Genomic DNA, 16,120 nt, shown 5'->3' on the forward strand with positions numbered 1-16,120 from the left:
ATTTTGTAATTTTAAATAAAATTTAAGTTATGGAAGTTGTTCTGAAAAATTTGAAGAAAAAAGATTTTGAAGTGATCAAATCACTGGCAAAAGCATTGGGCTTTGAAATTGAAAAAAAGGAAGAACAGAGTCCGTACAATCCAGAGTTTGTAAAGAAGATTTTGGATGCTCAAAAAGAAATAGAAGAAGGGAAAGGTACGAAAATGACCCTTGAAGAACTGGATGCTTTATGGAAATAATATTTTCTGATAAAGCAAAAAATGATTTGCTTTTTTGGCAGAAATCAGGAAACAAAATTATTTTGAAAAAGATTTCGCAGCTTATTCGTTCCATACAAACTAATCCTTATGAAGGAATTGGAAAACCAGAACCTTTGAAATATAATTTATCTGGAACCTGGTCAAGGAGAATTGATAAAGAACACAGGATAATTTATCAGATTACTGAAGAAAATACAATTGAAATTTTAAATATTTTGTCTTTAAAAGGGCACTACGAATAAAATATATGTTAAACATTAAAAACTTACACGCCAGAATTGAAGATGGCGCACAGATATTAAAAGGTATCAATCTTGAAATCAAGCCGGGAGAGGTTCATGCGATCATGGGGCCGAACGGAGCTGGTAAATCTACCCTTTCTTCTGTAATTGCAGGAAAAGAAGATTACGAAGTGACGGAAGGAGAAATCCTTTTTCAAGGTGAAAACATTATTGAGGATGCTCCTGAAGAAAGAGCTCACAAAGGAATTTTCCTTTCTTTTCAATATCCGGTAGAAATTCCTGGCGTTTCTGTGACGAATTTCATTAAAGCTGCTTTAAACGAAAACAGAAAAGCAAACGGATTTGAAGATATGCCTGCAAAAGAAATGCTGGCAATGATTCGTGAGAAATCTGAGAAACTAGGTATTAAAAAAGATTTCCTTTCAAGATCATTAAACGAAGGTTTTTCGGGAGGTGAGAAAAAAAGAAACGAAATTTTCCAGATGATGATGTTAAATCCTAAATTAGCTATTTTGGATGAGACTGATTCAGGATTGGATATCGACGCTTTGAGAATCGTTGCAGATGGTGTAAATACTTTCAAAAACGAAGGAAATGCCGTTCTTTTGATTACACACTATCAAAGATTGTTAAACTACATTCAGCCTGACTTTGTACACGTTTTAGCAAACGGAAAAATCATTAAAACAGGCGATAAATCTTTAGCTTTAGAATTGGAAAGCAAAGGTTACGATTGGTTGCTTAACTAATAAAATATTTTTGGTTAAGTTTTTTATCAATCCTTAGTCGAAAAGGCAGTGAAAAACTGCGATATTGATACAAATTAAATTTATAATAAAGGTGTGATGGCCGAAATATCAGTAATGGCTTTATACGATCAAACAATAGAAAATCACAGTGAATTTTTGGAGAGTCTGCGTCACAGATTTTTAGATGACGACAGAAAAATTGCGCTTCAGAAATTTGCAATCAAAGGTTTTCCTACAAAGAAAGACGAAGAATACAAGTATACCAACCTCAAAGAAATCACGGAAAAAGATTATAATTTTTTCCCGAAAGAAAGTCACAACATTACCAAAGAACAGCTTGATGAGCTGCATTTGGGAGAAGAAAATTTTGACTGGATTGTTTTTGTAAACGGTCAGCTTCACAAAGAGCTTTCAAACATTTCTATCGAAAACGCAGAATTTTTGTCTTTCAACTACGCTTTGAATGATGAGAATCATAAAGATGTTTTCGATAAATATTTTAACACAATTGCCGCAAAAGATTTAGCTTTTACAAATTTAAATCAGGCATACTGCAAATACGGATTTTTCCTGAAAGTTCCGAAAAATGTAATTATCGAAAAACCAATCCACGTTTTTTACCTTTCTCAAAATCAGGAAGAAAATACTTTTTACAATACGAGAAATTTATTAATTGTAGAAGAAGGAGCAAAAGTTGAAATCATCGAAAGTCATCATAATTTTGATGAGAGTTTTGTTTTTACCAATTCAGTAACCGAAATTTTCACGTATCAGAATGCAAAAGCAGACTGGCACAAGATTCAGAATGACAGCGACACTTCTTATTTGGTAGATCATACGTTTGCAAAACAGGAAAGAGACAGCTTAACGACGGTAAATACGTTTACATTCGGAGGAAAAATCATCAGAAACAATCTTGATTTTATTCATAACGGAGAAAATATCAACTCTTTCATGAACGGAATTACCATTATCGGAAAAGATCAGTTGGTCGATCACCATACAGCGGTTCACCACAATACTCCAAACTGTCAGAGCTACCAGAATTACAAAGGTATTTTTAAAGATAAATCTCACGGAGTTTTCAACGGAAAAGTTTTTGTTAATAAGATCGCTCAGAAAACCAATGCTTATCAACAAAACAACAACGTTTTATTAAGCGAAGGAGCAACAATCGACACGAAGCCTCAGTTGGAGATTTTCGCAGATGATGTGAAGTGTTCTCACGGTTGTACAGTTGGTCAGTTGAACAAAGATGCTCTGTTCTACTTAAGAGCAAGAGGTATTTCTAAAAAAGAAGCTCAGGCATTATTGCTTTATGCTTTTGCCAATGACGCAATGCAGAATATCGACATTGAACCTTTAAAAGTAAAAATTGAGCAACTTTTAGCCGAAAAACTTGAAGTTACTATGGAATTTTAAATTTCCATTTAAGACATATACAAAAAGCACTTCGATTGAAGTGCTTTTGTTTTTTTTTATAATGTCTAATTATAATCTATTTTTTCATCCACCACTGGCTGTCTTTTCTGTCAGAACGCTTCACGCCATTATCAATATTATAGGCAAAACCAATTCCTAAAGTCTGCTTCAACTGAGTTTTCTGAATCTGATTGTGATCATACATCAAGTCTAAAGTTACAATGGATGATACAAATCTATTGATTTTCATATTTAGAAGCATATTGTATGATAAAACCATGTGGTCAGGATTTTCAAGATAATTTGAGAATACAGATCCAGTATTTGTCATTTCAATATTCTCCATCAATTTCACTTTATAAATAGCTGAAGCTAGGAAACCCATCTGCATCAGGAAAAAATCACCGTCTGATTTTAAACCGTAGTTTCCTGCAAGCTGCAATTCTTTATCTAAAACAAAGGTAAATCTACCATTGGCAGGCCTTAAAGTAACCGTAAGATTATCATTCGGTCTGTAAGTGATCCCTAAACCGGCATTCACATATCCCGGAGCCATAAAGTTAGAAATTTTCTTGGCTTCAGGATTATTTCCATCCTCAAAACCACCTGAGAATTGCGAAAGCAAACTTGCACCTGTAGAAACATACCAGCTCTTTGAAAACTGTCGTCCATAGTTGGTAGAAATGTTCAGAACATCCTGTGTTTTTCTAGTTCCTACACCTTTTGTGGTGTTTTGTCCGTAATTTAGGATAATGATATTTTCCCAAAGGTGACGACCATTTTCATAAACAAGATTATAGTTTGCACTAGCTAACCATCCTACGTTATTAGCTCCACCGCCAACCCAATTAGAGAACGCTGCCTGATTAAACATCACGCTGTTTTTTGCAAGCACAGACCAGTGTCTCGGTTTTTTTATGGTATCAACCGCCGCAGAATCGCTGATGACCACCTGCGCAAAAGAATGTACGCTCAGATACATAAAAAGTAAAACGAAAATCTTTTTCATAAATCTCAATTTTTCCAATTGCAAAAATAGGAATATAATGTGAAACACCAAGTTTACACGTTTTCAGAGGTTTATAATAAAACACCTTTACGTCATAATTTTAAAACACCATAGTATGAAAACCTTACCTTTTGTCTCAAATATTTTAAAAAAATTAAAATCATCGACAAATTTTCCGAAATTTATACTTGGCTTTTGATTTGACGCCTAATCAACATGATTAAAAATATAATTCACAAAAAAGCAATCTTTGCACCCTTACTTATGCTGTCAGCAATGTGGTTGGGATACTTTTTACAGAGTTTGGGATTTTTCTCGAGTTGTTTTGGTGCCATTATTCCGCTTTTGCCGGAAGGTTTGCTTGGAATTATAACTTCACCAATTTTACATGGAAGTATGGATCATATTATAGGAAATTCAATTCCAATTGCAGTTTTGATGTTTTTGCTTTATCAATTCTATCCTGAAGTTGCTACGAAAGTTTTTATCATGGGTTGGTTAAGTTCCGGATTACTTCTCTGGCTGCTTCCACCTATCGATATTCTAACCGGTGAATATGCTTATACCTGTACCATCGGAGCAAGTGGCGTAGTTTATGTTTTGGCATTTTTCTTATTTTTCAGTGGCGTTTTTAGATGGAATATGAAACTTTTGACCATTTCGCTTCTTGTCGTTTTATATTACGGAAGTTTGATCTGGGGAATGTTTCCCGAAGAATTGTTTTATAACCTTAATGAACCGAGTAAAATTTCTTGGCAGGCGCATTTATCTGGAGCATTAATGGGAAGTGCAATGGCATATATTTATAAAAGTTCAGGCGAAAAAAAGAAAAAATACATTTGGGAATTTCCTAATTATTACAGCGAAAAAGATGATAAACTTTGGCAGGAATATAAAGAAAACAATCCCGATGACTTTTTGGACCTTCCTCACAAAAAGAGAGATGATATTTGGGATCATTTGGAAGAATTAAGAAGAAAATAAAACTTAATTTCAGTATATTTGAGTAAAATAAAAACACAAATGTACACCGAGGAACAACTCTACTCCATCGCATTGCGAGAATGCAGTCTCATTGGCGATATTACATTCTATAAACTTGTAAGAATTTTTGGAAGCGCAAAAACTGTTTGGGAAACACCAAAAAAAGAACTTAGCAAAACAGACGGAATCGGTAAAAAAACCATTTCTGACATAGGGAATGCGGAACATTTAAAATTTGCCGAAAAAGAAATTGCGTTTTGTGAAAAACATTTAATTCAAATAAAACTTAGACATCAAAACGAGCTTCCCGATTTACTGAATGAATGTGATGATGCTCCCGCAATTCTTTATCAAAAAGGAAATTTTAATCCTCAGTTAAAAAATGTAAGCATTGTCGGAACCAGAAATATCACTTCTTACGGCAAAAAGTTTATTGAAGATTTCTTTACTGAAACTAAAAACTGCAAATATCAATCGGTAAGCGGATTGGCTTTAGGTGTTGACAAAGAAGTTCATGATTTTTCAATTCAAAATAAAATTCCTACGATTGGGGTTTTAGCACATGGTTTTCATACCCTTTATCCTTCAAAGAATAAAAAACTTTCAGAAAAAATACTGGAAGAAAACGGAGCTTTACTTACAGAGTTTAATTCTTCCCGAAAACCAGACAGAGAAAATTTTATTCAAAGAAATAGAATCGTTGCGGGAATTTCTCCATCTACAATTGTTGTAGAAACAGCCTTCGGAGGAGGTTCAATTTCTACAGCTACGTTTGCAAACAATTATAATCGTGAAGTTTATGCGCTTCCCGGAAGAATTACAGACAAATACAGTCAGGGTTGCAATCAGTTGATACTACAGAATAAAGCGACCGCTATTTCAACTATAAAAGACCTTATCGATTTGCTTGGTTTTAATGAGCCTTCACACAAAATTGAAGAGCTTTTTCCATCAAGCAAAATTTCAATTCAATTATCTGAAAATCAAGAAATAATATATAAAATTATTGACGAAAACCCGAACATCAATTTAGATGATTTGGCACAGAAGATTTCACTCTCTTCACACAAAATATTACCTATCATTCTTGAATTGGAACTTTTAGGGAAAGTAAAATCATTTTCCGGGAGACAATTTGTAGCAATGTAAGAATTAATGATTTCTTAATATTTCATTATTTCACAAATAACATTTAATTTTTAATAAAGTTTAAATCAAAATTATCAATTTAACAATATTATGTAGCATTATTATTCAATTATCCACAAATAACAAATAAGCTATTGTGAATCTTGAAAAAAAAATTAAATTTGTTGACATAATATTCAACCCTACCTAATATGGAACAATATAATATTGACCAGAAAATCCAAGAATTTATCGCTAAAATTGAGGCGAAAAATCCTAATGAACCGGAATTTTTACAGGCTGTAAAAGAAGTTGCAATCACTGTAATTCCGTTTATTTTGACCAGAAAAGAATATACCGGCATGAAGCTGCTTGAAAGAATGGCTGAAGCTGAAAGAATTATAATTTTCAGAGTTCCATGGGTTGATGACAAAGGAGAAATTCAGGTAAATAGAGGTTTCAGAATTCAGATGAACTCTGCAATCGGACCTTACAAAGGAGGGATTCGTTTCCACCCTACTGTAAACCTTTCTGTACTTAAATTTTTAGCTTTCGAACAAGTTTTCAAAAACTCTTTGACAACTCTTCCAATGGGAGGAGGAAAAGGAGGTTCAGACTTCGATCCACAAGGCAAAACTGATATGGAAGTAATGCGTTTTTGCCAGGCTTTCATGACAGAATTATGTAAGCATATTGGTCCTGAAACTGACGTTCCTGCAGGAGACATCGGAGTTGGAGCAAGAGAAATCGGATATTTATTTGGTCAATACAAAAAAGTAAGAAACGAATTTACAGGAGTTCTTACAGGAAAAGGCCTTGCTTATGGTGGATCATTAATCCGTCCTGAAGCGACTGGTTACGGTGTGGTTTACTTTGCTGAGCAAATGCTGAAGACTATTGGACAAACTTTTAAAGATAAAACGGTAACAGTTTCAGGTTTCGGAAACGTAGCTTGGGGAGTTATCAAAAAAGTAAACGAATTAGGCGGAAAAGTGGTTACACTTTCTGGTCCGGATGGTTATGTTTACGATAAAGACGGTATTGACGGCGACAAAATCGATTATTTATTAGAACTTAGAGCTTCTGGTAATAACAGAGCTGAAGATTATGCTAAACAATATCCTTCAGCAATATTCTACGCTGGAAAACGTCCTTGGGAAGTAAAATGTGATGTAGCAATTCCTTCTGCAACGCAGAACGAACTAGATTTAGAAGATGCAAGATTATTGGTAGAAAACGGTTGCGTTTGTGTAACTGAAGCTGCAAATATGCCTTCCACACTAGAAGCAATCAATTATTTCCTAGAAAACAAAGTATTGTTCTCTCCAGGAAAAGCTTCAAACGCAGGTGGTGTAGCAACTTCTGGTTTAGAAATGACTCAAAACTCAATCAGATTAAACTGGACTTCAGAAGAAGTTGATGCAAGACTGAAAGAAATCATGATCGGAATCCACAAAGCTTGTAGAGACTACGGTAAAGAGGAAGATGGCTATGTGAACTACGTAAAAGGTGCCAACATCGCCGGATTCGTAAAAGTAGCAGAAGCAATGCTTGCTCAAGGAGTAGTATAAAAATATAACGGTCGGGAAGTTTTCCCGGCCTTTTTTCTTACAACCTGTCCCGGGATTTATAAATGGGAAAAAAGTAATAGTGAAAGTGAAAGCATTGAATGTCCAGTTCAATGCTTTTTTTTATTTTTAAGGAAACATTTACCATGAAAAATACATTCACAAATTTTAATGAATATTTCCTGCTTTTTCCTGAAGACGTACAGCTTAAACTTGAAATTATAAGAAAAACAATTCATTCTCAAAATCCTGATTTGGAAGAATATATAGGCTATCAAATGCCTGCTTTTAAATATAAAAACAAACCTTTGCTTTATTTTGCAGCGTATAAAAAACACATTGGCTTTTACCCGCTTCCGGATGTATTAAAAGAATTTGAAAATGATTTTATTGAAAGAAAATTTAGATATTCTAAAGGTGCAGTTCAGTTTCCTCTGAATGAAGAATTGCCTTTAGATTTGATTGAAAAAATGGTAATATTTAGGATTTCTGAAATTGATAAAATTTGATCGTTTTGGATTCGGCTCCGTAGGAGTCAAACCTTTGTAGAAATAATTACAATATTAAAAGAAGCTCCGTAGGAGCGATACGATTATAGTTTCTAAAACTTAAAGCAAAATTTTAAACTCTAAAGCTATTTATTTAGATTCTTCATCATACTTTCCACAAACTCAAATGCAGCAGGACAAATCACTGTATTTTTTATCATTAAATCATTAATCTGATAAATCTTTTTTCGATCTGTATGAGGATATTCTCTACAAGCTTTTGGACGAACATCATAAATAGAACACGTATTATCTTGATTTAGAAAAAAGCAGGGAAGATTTTGTAAAACTTTATCATTATCTTCATCAACACGTAGAAATTTAGCTTCAAAATCAGCTTGTTTCATGCGAAGATGTTTTGAAATTCGCTCAATGTCTTTTTCAGTATAAAGCGGACCAGTAGTTTTGCAGCAATTGGCACATTGAAGACAGTCAATTTTTTCAAAAACCTCTTCATGCGTTTCCTGAACAATATAATCGAGATTTTTGGGAGGCTTTTTTTTCAAACCTTCCAGAAATTTTTTATGTTCTTTCTGCTTTTGTAAAGCTTGTTTTTTGTATGATTCTAAATTCATTATGATCTTTCCGCATCAAAAACAGGAAGTTCTGCTTTTTGATATTCATTAATTTTATCAAGATCCAAAACCGTTGAATCTTTCTCTTTATCAGGATAATACATTGGGAGAAATTTTGCTCCATAAATAATTTCCCGCGACGTATAAGACGATCTTTGAACAACTGTATTTGAAAACACTTCATCAAATGCTCTTACATGAACGATGATTTCGATATTAATATTCTGAAAATCAGCATCTGAAAAACCGTAAAAGGGAGAATTCTCATCAATTTTATGAACAACCGTCCAGTTTAAAGCCAACGTATTAATCTTACTTAATTGAGTTTCTAAACGGTAAAAATTACTCTTCGTTGTTCCCTCTTCATTAATCTCAATTGCTGTAGAAAGTGTAACATCTGCATCAGTCAAAGCATTATTTTTATACGGAGCCAACCTAAACATCAACGCTGTAACACCCTGAAAAGGAGCAATTACCGCAATATCTGAGAATCTGAGATAAGCTCTCGGTCTTGAAAACCTCCCATAAAATAAACCTGTTGCAATGGCAAAGGTAAGCAATCCTAAAAATGCCTCAAAAGTAGCCACCAAACTTGCGGTAAATCCTATCGGAGCAATTCTTCCGTAACCAACCGTTGTAAAGGTCTGTGAACTGAAAAAGAATACATCAATAAATTCGTTTAACGGATCACTTTTATCGATTCCCGTAAGATGCTCTACACCAATCAAATAATAAATAAACGCAAAAACAAGATTAATCAAAATATACATTACCACCAAATAAGTAATGAACCGAAAAGAAGACAAATTCAGCATCGTATGATACCAACTTAATCTGTTGAAAACATTGACTCCTCTTCTTTTTACATTGGGAAGCCCGTCTTTATTGATAAATCTTCCGGAAGCGCGACTTCCAAAACCACTGTTTTCCGTATTTTCCTGTTTGATTCTTTTTCTGAAACCTTTTGCCATAATTAACTATATCATTTGTGTGATTTTTATTTTAAAACTTTAAAAAGATAAAATAATTTACAAAGATAAAATATTGTTTTTATGAATTTTATCAATAATATCGTCATTATAAAGATTTAGAATTAAACTAAATTTGATGTATAATTTTTAGCTTAAATTAAATTTTAAAAATGAAAAATTTAGAATCAAGAGAAGATATAGAATTGCTCGTTAATTCTTTTTACGATAAAGTAATTAAGGATGAAACAATTGGTTTCTTCTTCAAAGACATTATAAAAGTTGATTTTGACAAACATTTACCGAAAATGTATTCTTTCTGGGAAACAATTCTCTTCGGGCAAATGAGCTATAAAGGAAATCCAATGGCAGTACATTTCCCAGTTAATGCATTGAAAGCGATGGAAAAAAGGCATTTTGAAAGATGGCTTGAATTATGGAAGCAAACCATCGAAGAAACTTTCACGGGTTTAAACGCCTCAATGGCAATTACAAAGTCTGAAAATATTGCTAATTTAATGGCTTACAAAATGGAAATGGCAAGGAAATTATAATACATTTATTTACACTAATACTTCATGAAACTAAAACTTCTAATTGCTGCATTAATTTTAAACTTTTGTTTTTATTTTGGACAAAAAATAGAAATAGTAAACATTGAAAAAACTATCGAAAATGAATCTACACATTACATTTTGTATTGTGAACTCATTAATAATTCTAATGAAGAGATCATTTTGCCTTTACCTACTGACCATCCAGGTAAACTTAACCCTAACGAATATAATTACTTTTATAAAGTCGAGGTTTCTCCTAAAAATTCAATTGATCAGTGGGAAGTTCCACCTTATCAGCTTCAAGAAATTAGAAAATTAAATATAGAAGATTTTGTCATTGCAAAACCAAAAGAGAAAGTAAAGTTTCAAATCAATACAGAGTACATCATTTTTTATAATCGAAGATTCAATAAAAATTTACCCCCGAAAAGTATTAAACTAATCTATAAACCTTCTGATATTGATAAAGAAAGAAATTTAAGTTCACAATTACAAGGCTTGAAAATTTATTCTCAAAAAATAGTTTCTAAGAAATACAAGCTATAAAATGATTTTATAAATGATTTTAGGATTTATTAAGGGACGATTACCGTAAAAATATATGCCGCTAAATTCACAAGTAAAACTGTTCCGTACAAAACATTTGTTTTTCCTCGACTTAAAGACAACATTACGATGAATACAGATAAGGTAAGTAAAATAATATCTTTCTTATCTAATCCCAAAACCAAAGGAATATCATACATAATACTTACCGCAGAAATCGCCGGAATACTCAAACCAATACTTGCCAAAGCTGACCCTAAAGCTAAATTTAAACTCGACTGTATCTGATTATTTCTAGCTGCACGAATTGCCGCAACACCTTCAGGAAGCAAAACTACTCCCGCAATAATAACTCCCACTAAAGATTTTGGCGCTCCCATACTCTGCACCATATCTTCAATAGTTTTTGAAAGTCCTTTTGCCAAAAGCACAACAATCACAAGACAAACTACCAAAAAGAGAAAACTTACAATCGCCTGTGTTTTATTCGGCACAAAATGCTCTTCTGCATTTCCGTCAGCAGGCACAAAATAACTTCTGTGTCTTACCGTCTGAACCATTAAAAATACTCCATAAATGACAATACAGGCAATGGAAACAAAAACCAATTGCGCATTGTTATAATAAGGACCATTTACGCTGGAAGTAAAATTAGGAAGCACCAAAGTAATCACCAATATTGAAACGATACTTACCAAATACGTTGTTGCAGAAGTTCGTGCAAAAAACTGCTCGAAATACTTCACACCACCCACTAAAACACAGATACCGATAATTCCGTTGAGAATAATCATTACAGCAGCAAAAACCGTATCTCTGGCTAAAGTAATGGCTTGTTCACCACCTGCAACCATCAGTGATACAATCAACGCAACCTCAATAATCGTTATACAGAGCGCAAGAATAATCGTACCATAAGGTTCGCCAACTTTGTGGGCAACAACTTCTGCATGATGAACTGCAGACAAAACGCTTCCCGTAAGAAGAATTCCAGCAATAACATCGTAGATGACTCCGCTTCCCATTAAATTAAGGAAGTAATAAATTACTGCCAATACAGGAAAAATGTAGGTATAGTGTAAAAAGTCTTTTAATTTCATAAGTGTCCCTAAAATACAAAAAATCTATGGAAACCGCAATCTTAAGAGAAAATATTAATAATATTTTAATGACACCACAACTCAAAATCCTGAAAATCTGTGAGCATGTGAAAAAGTAATCCTATGCCAATTAATCTTAAGTTTCCTTTGAAAAATAACAGCAAAAAATACACCGCAATCGCATAATAAGAATGTAAAAAATGAAAACCAACACTCATTCTGTTGGGGTCAAAAATTGGATCTGCAAACAAATGATCGAGATCGACCAACATCGTTGCCAAAAGAATTAAATATGCTTTTTTCCACCGTTTGCGGTAAAAAACAAAGGCAATCACTGCAGGGAAACCTAAATGCAGAAAGTAATGAGTACATGTTTTTAATAAAGCAATTTCAGGAGGACACATTTATTTATCTGAGAATTAATGGATATTTATCTTTCTTGAATTTAATTTTCACTGAATAATCTTGATTTTTATTTCCGTAAAAAATATATTCGATGTTTTTAAAAATCGGATTATTTAAAGTCTTAAATGACGAAAATAATAAAGGATTATTTTTCACAAAAACGAAATTTTGATTTTTGTTTTCTTCTACTTTATCTGACTCTCGAGTTGATTTAATTAAAATCTGATTTCCGTTTTTACTAATTAAATTAGGTTGAAACGGAATCGCTGTAAATTGATTTTGCGCAGTAATCCATTTTTTATTTTGAAAATAACTCCAGGTTTTTTCAGGATTTGACGTTTGAAGTAAAATTTCATAATCCGGCTGAACGATTTTCTGATAACTTATTTTTTCTATCTCATTAAAATTGTCATCGTAACCATAACTGATTATCGTATCGTTAACTTCCGAAAGATTCGCACTCATTTTCAGAGAATTAACAGATAGAGAATCATTTAAATTTTCATTGAAAAAAGAACTTATTTTTTTGATATTTTCTGAATCTAATTCAGACTGCAAAAATTGAGTTTTCTTTTCTAAATCAGAGATTAATGACTCAAAATCTATAGCATTTCCTTCATTCTTAATTTCAATTTCATCATCATTTAAGTTAATTGAAAAGTTTTGAGTTCTTAATTCAGAAATGAAAGAAATACTCCCTAATCCGTCTTTTATAAATGAATCTGCATTTAATTTATTATTTCTAAATTTCTGAGAAAATGCTTTTCCAATATTGTCAAAATTCAGATTTGAAGTTCCGACAATGCATTTTTCACCTTCGATTTTAATGAAAAACTGACTATTTTTAAATCTATCTTTCCCATCATTTACAAATTGTCGATTTTTCAAAAACGCTGAAAATTTCTCTTGATCATCAATTTCTAAAATTGCATACCACTCAGAAATTTTTGTCTTTTTCAAATGAAAAACCTGAAGGAAATCAGGGATTTCCAGACCTGAATTTTTAATTGAAATTTTATTTTTATCTTTTTTTCCTTCTTCAAACCATTTCGAAGGATGCGTTATAAAGCTGGAAATATATTGTCTTGTCGCTTTTTTCACATCAAGCAAAACCACAATATCTGCATTTTCAGGAATGTATTTCAGATTTTTATCTTTTTGAAAAAACAGAAAATAAACTCCAATTGAAAGCAGAATTGCTATAAAAAAAGCAATATGTTTTTTTCGTATCAATCTTTTATAAATTATAAGTTTTGGCTAAAGCCAAAATTGATTAGAAATTTCAAAAAACGGACTAAAGTCCGTTTCTATTGATATTTACAAAGTTTTTGATGATTTGTCAGTCTGTGAATTTTTATAAAAATCATCGATCAGATCAAAGAAATACATCAAACTGTTTTCAGAATTTGATTTGATATTATAATTCATTTCAGTCTGAATACTTCCTCCTTTAGACTCCGTTTTAAAATAAACTTCTCCTGCATTTTTTCTTAAAATGTCAAGCGTTCCTTTTTCAGATTTTCTCTTAAATTCTTTATCCAATCCACCCAAAAGCTTCTGAATATTCAGTCTTCCAGATAAAGGATATTTTGAAGAATCTTTCATCCATTGCTTAGAAATTTCAGACTGATTATTGGTGTTGATATTATCTTTTGAAGTGGTTACATAAACGATTCCGTCTTGTACGGTGAAAAATAATTGTTCAACATACGTGTTTTTATTTTTCTCATCTTTGAAGGCGTAAAATTCGCCACTTTTCGAGAAGTTTTTAGCAAAAGCTTTATTAGAAGTCAAGACATTAAAAACGCGCTTCCAATAGTTCTCATTTTCTGTAGCGAATGCAAAAGTAAAGTCTGGAACCATTACATCTTTCGTTTTCTTTACTTCTTTTTCGTTGTAATTTTCGTCGTAATCGTAATCGGTATATTCTACGTTTTTAGATTTCAATTCATTCAGAACAAAAATTCCGTTTCCTGGAGCAATTTTAGAGATGGCTTCTTCATCCAAAACGATTTTCATGGTTTCGATAACCAACTCTGCTTCTTTTTGATATTCAGAATCTCCCGAATTTTTGAGCATTCCATACATCATATCAAAATATTTAGAACCATTCACGTTCATCACATAATAACCGATGCTTTTATCGTTGATTAACGCAGCCAATTTTTTATTCTTTTTGCCTTTATAAACGTCAGAAATGTTTTTTTGCGTTTCAGAATCTTTGTGCTGATAATTATTAACGAGTCTTACTTTATCTTTGTCAAAATATAAGTTGTAAGAAGTATTTGAATTATATAATTTACCTAAAAGACCTGTGAAATTGAAGTTTACAGGCATTTTTTTGTAGATTCCGTCATTGATGATTTTACCGTAATCTGCATAAATAAAAACATCAGAATTAGGATCTCTGAAGCTCAACATATCTTTGGTAACCGAAATCTCCTTATTTGAATTAAAATATTGATCAAAACTATCTTCCGCAAACTTCTTTACAATTTTAAATTTCTCAATATTCAGCGAATCCATTTCTTTCTGATAAGTTGAATCTAGAGCGTAAGATTCTTCTTCGTAGTAATCATCTTGGGAAATTGGAGGCGGCAAGACTTCTACTTTCGGAGCATACACAGAATCCTCAACGGTAACATCCAGCTCTTTCTCTTTCTTTTCTTCAGGATATTTGTGATGCTTTTCAAGATAATTAATGTCTTTTTGCAACTTTAAAATCTCCGCATTATTATCTTTAATGCTTTCTTTTAAATATTTAATATCATCCTTTAGATACTGTATTTCTTCTTTATAATCAAAAGGTTTTGCTTCCTCAATATAAGCACTGTCAATGGCAACATTAGCTGTACTATCAATCGCCGCAATAACACTATCGGTCGCATAACCATCATCCCATTTGTACGGTTTTTGATAACTGATCAAACTTAAAACCGCACGACTTCCGCTCCATGCTACAAAAACATCATTATCAATATCAATGTATGAATAGTTGTTTTTCTTGGTAACTTCCTGTCCTTTTTTCTTTATTGAATTAATAAATTCGAGAAATTTTTCCTGATTATCTAAAGCAAAATGCATATTGTAAGACTTTACAGAATCATTCATCGTGGCATAATGATATTGAGTTGCATCATACTTTATTCCCGTTTTAGAGTAATCATTCCATGAAGCTTTTTTGTCTTTTTTGCCCATTTCTTTTAGCAGCGGATTGAATTTTTCCCAATTGACTTTTTGATTCAATTGTTTTCCGTTCACTTCCATATAAAAAATAGGATTTTCGGGAGTTTTCATGCTATTTTGAGCAAAAACATGCACAAAACCGAAGAGAAAGATGAAAATTACTTGTGTTTTAAAAAATAGAGATTTCATATTTGAGTTTAGTTGTTATTGAAAGGTGATGTTGTTTTGAATCTGTTTTTTCTGAAGGATAAAATCTAAAATATTCCCGTCAAGCTTTAAAGCTTTTTTGTTTGGAGCCAATAAATAAGCGGGGTTTGACTGAGATTTTATGCTGTTTTCAAACTGTAAAATCGATGTATATTTTGCATCGTTAAAAACTTCTTTATCGGCTTTACTCAGTTTATCGTAGTCGCTTTTGAAGGTACTTATCTTATTTCTTGTGAAAGATTTTCCACTTAAATTTTGACTGTAAATGTGAGTTGGAATCATTTTACCTAAAATATTTTTGGCTTTCAACTGTTCTAAACCAGCATTAATATTTTCAATTTTTTTGAAATTACAGCTTAGTTTAATGATATAATTATCAAAATCCATTGAAGTTTTTACGTTGGAAATTCCAGGAACGCTTTTGAAAATTTTTTCAGCTTCGTTGATTTTACTTTCAATCTCAGCTTTTTTAGGAACTTTTTTACCATTGACAGTTTCCATTTTTGAAATAGAAGCCAATCTGGTTTTGCTTTTACTTGCGTTGAGAATTAAAGAATATTCTCCGCTTCCATCGGCTTTGACATTGACTTTATCTAAAATATCAAAACAGCTCGTCAAAAGAAATAAGGGAATCAGCAGAAAAATCTGCTTTAAGTATATTTTCAT

At 32.3% G+C, this 16,120-nt stretch carries 18 protein-coding genes; 10 read left to right on the forward strand and 8 right to left on the reverse strand.

Annotated features, from left to right (window positions below):
- Window positions 1-29 precede the first annotated feature (29 nt).
- The 4 genes from OF897_RS01105 (at window position 30) to sufD (ending at window position 2,673) form a co-directional block, all read left to right on the forward strand.
- Window positions 30-239, forward strand: a complete 210-nt coding sequence (locus OF897_RS01105; RefSeq protein ID WP_191736885.1) for a DUF2683 family protein — start codon at window positions 30-32, stop codon at window positions 237-239.
- Window positions 230-502 (forward strand): Txe/YoeB family addiction module toxin, encoded by a 273-nt coding sequence (locus OF897_RS01110; protein ID WP_267263849.1) that lies wholly within the window; start codon window positions 230-232, stop codon window positions 500-502. Before OF897_RS01105 ends, OF897_RS01110 begins: the two co-directional genes overlap by 10 nt.
- Window positions 503-507: 5 nt before the next feature.
- Window positions 508-1,251, forward strand: coding sequence for a Fe-S cluster assembly ATPase SufC (gene sufC, locus OF897_RS01115; RefSeq protein ID WP_267263850.1), 744 nt, complete (start codon window positions 508-510; stop codon window positions 1,249-1,251).
- 114 nt (window positions 1,252-1,365) lie between these two features.
- Window positions 1,366-2,673, forward strand: a complete 1,308-nt coding sequence (gene sufD, locus OF897_RS01120) for a Fe-S cluster assembly protein SufD (protein ID WP_267264212.1) — start codon at window positions 1,366-1,368, stop codon at window positions 2,671-2,673.
- Between the two features lie 76 nt (window positions 2,674-2,749).
- Here sufD and OF897_RS01125 read toward each other — a convergent pair whose 3' ends face one another.
- Window positions 2,750-3,682 carry a DUF3078 domain-containing protein gene (locus OF897_RS01125; RefSeq protein WP_267263851.1) on the reverse strand — a complete coding sequence of 311 codons (933 nt, stop codon included), beginning with the start codon at window positions 3,680-3,682 and terminating at the stop codon, window positions 2,750-2,752.
- Window positions 3,683-3,898: 216 nt separating this feature from the next.
- Here OF897_RS01125 and OF897_RS01130 point away from each other — a divergent pair, with 216 nt between their 5' ends.
- From OF897_RS01130 to OF897_RS01145, 4 genes are all read left to right on the forward strand, one after another.
- Complete coding sequence (locus tag OF897_RS01130; RefSeq protein WP_267263852.1) at window positions 3,899-4,666, forward strand: rhomboid family intramembrane serine protease; 768 nt, start codon at window positions 3,899-3,901, stop codon at window positions 4,664-4,666.
- A gap of 39 nt (window positions 4,667-4,705) precedes the next feature.
- Complete coding sequence (gene dprA / locus OF897_RS01135; protein WP_267263853.1) at window positions 4,706-5,815, forward strand: DNA-processing protein DprA; 1,110 nt, start codon at window positions 4,706-4,708, stop codon at window positions 5,813-5,815.
- A gap of 191 nt (window positions 5,816-6,006) precedes the next feature.
- Entirely contained in the window at window positions 6,007-7,365 is a 1,359-nt protein-coding gene (gdhA, locus tag OF897_RS01140) for an NADP-specific glutamate dehydrogenase (RefSeq protein ID WP_267263854.1), read from the forward strand.
- Between the two features lie 143 nt (window positions 7,366-7,508).
- A complete protein-coding gene (locus OF897_RS01145; RefSeq protein WP_267263855.1) occupies window positions 7,509-7,871 on the forward strand; it encodes an iron chaperone in 363 nt (120 codons plus the stop codon).
- 125 nt (window positions 7,872-7,996) lie between these two features.
- Here the strand turns inward: OF897_RS01145 and OF897_RS01150 are convergent, their stop codons facing one another.
- Window positions 7,997-8,485 carry a YkgJ family cysteine cluster protein gene (locus tag OF897_RS01150; protein ID WP_267263856.1) on the reverse strand — a complete coding sequence of 163 codons (489 nt, stop codon included), beginning with the start codon at window positions 8,483-8,485 and terminating at the stop codon, window positions 7,997-7,999.
- Window positions 8,485-9,456: an ion channel gene (locus OF897_RS01155; RefSeq protein WP_267263857.1), complete on the reverse strand. Its 972-nt coding sequence runs from the start codon at window positions 9,454-9,456 to the stop codon at window positions 8,485-8,487. Before OF897_RS01155 ends, OF897_RS01150 begins: the two co-directional genes overlap by 1 nt.
- Before the next feature lie 170 nt (window positions 9,457-9,626).
- On the opposite strand from OF897_RS01155, the gene OF897_RS01160 reads away from it, so the two are divergent.
- Window positions 9,627-10,007 (forward strand): group III truncated hemoglobin, encoded by a 381-nt coding sequence (locus OF897_RS01160; RefSeq protein WP_267263858.1) that lies wholly within the window; start codon window positions 9,627-9,629, stop codon window positions 10,005-10,007.
- Between the two features lie 24 nt (window positions 10,008-10,031).
- Complete coding sequence (locus OF897_RS01165; RefSeq protein WP_267263859.1) at window positions 10,032-10,556, forward strand: hypothetical protein; 525 nt, start codon at window positions 10,032-10,034, stop codon at window positions 10,554-10,556.
- A gap of 29 nt (window positions 10,557-10,585) precedes the next feature.
- Here the strand turns inward: OF897_RS01165 and OF897_RS01170 are convergent, their stop codons facing one another.
- The 5 genes from OF897_RS01170 to OF897_RS01190 form a co-directional block, all read right to left on the reverse strand.
- Window positions 10,586-11,656 carry a calcium:proton antiporter gene (locus tag OF897_RS01170; protein ID WP_267263860.1) on the reverse strand — a complete coding sequence of 357 codons (1,071 nt, stop codon included), beginning with the start codon at window positions 11,654-11,656 and terminating at the stop codon, window positions 10,586-10,588.
- 65 nt (window positions 11,657-11,721) lie between these two features.
- Window positions 11,722-12,060 carry a DUF6122 family protein gene (locus OF897_RS01175; protein WP_267263861.1) on the reverse strand — a complete coding sequence of 113 codons (339 nt, stop codon included), beginning with the start codon at window positions 12,058-12,060 and terminating at the stop codon, window positions 11,722-11,724.
- 4 nt (window positions 12,061-12,064) lie between these two features.
- Window positions 12,065-13,294, reverse strand: coding sequence for a hypothetical protein (locus tag OF897_RS01180; protein WP_267263862.1), 1,230 nt, complete (start codon window positions 13,292-13,294; stop codon window positions 12,065-12,067).
- An 84-nt stretch (window positions 13,295-13,378) separates the two neighbouring features.
- On the reverse strand, window positions 13,379-15,358 hold the full coding sequence (locus tag OF897_RS01185; protein WP_267263863.1) for a hypothetical protein: 1,980 nt from the start codon (window positions 15,356-15,358) through the stop codon (window positions 13,379-13,381).
- A gap of 93 nt (window positions 15,359-15,451) precedes the next feature.
- Window positions 15,452-16,120 carry a hypothetical protein gene (locus OF897_RS01190; RefSeq protein WP_267263864.1) on the reverse strand — a complete coding sequence of 223 codons (669 nt, stop codon included), beginning with the start codon at window positions 16,118-16,120 and terminating at the stop codon, window positions 15,452-15,454.

This window comes from Chryseobacterium formosum (genome assembly GCF_026460885.1).
GTDB lineage: Bacteria > Bacteroidota > Bacteroidia > Flavobacteriales > Weeksellaceae > Chryseobacterium > Chryseobacterium formosus.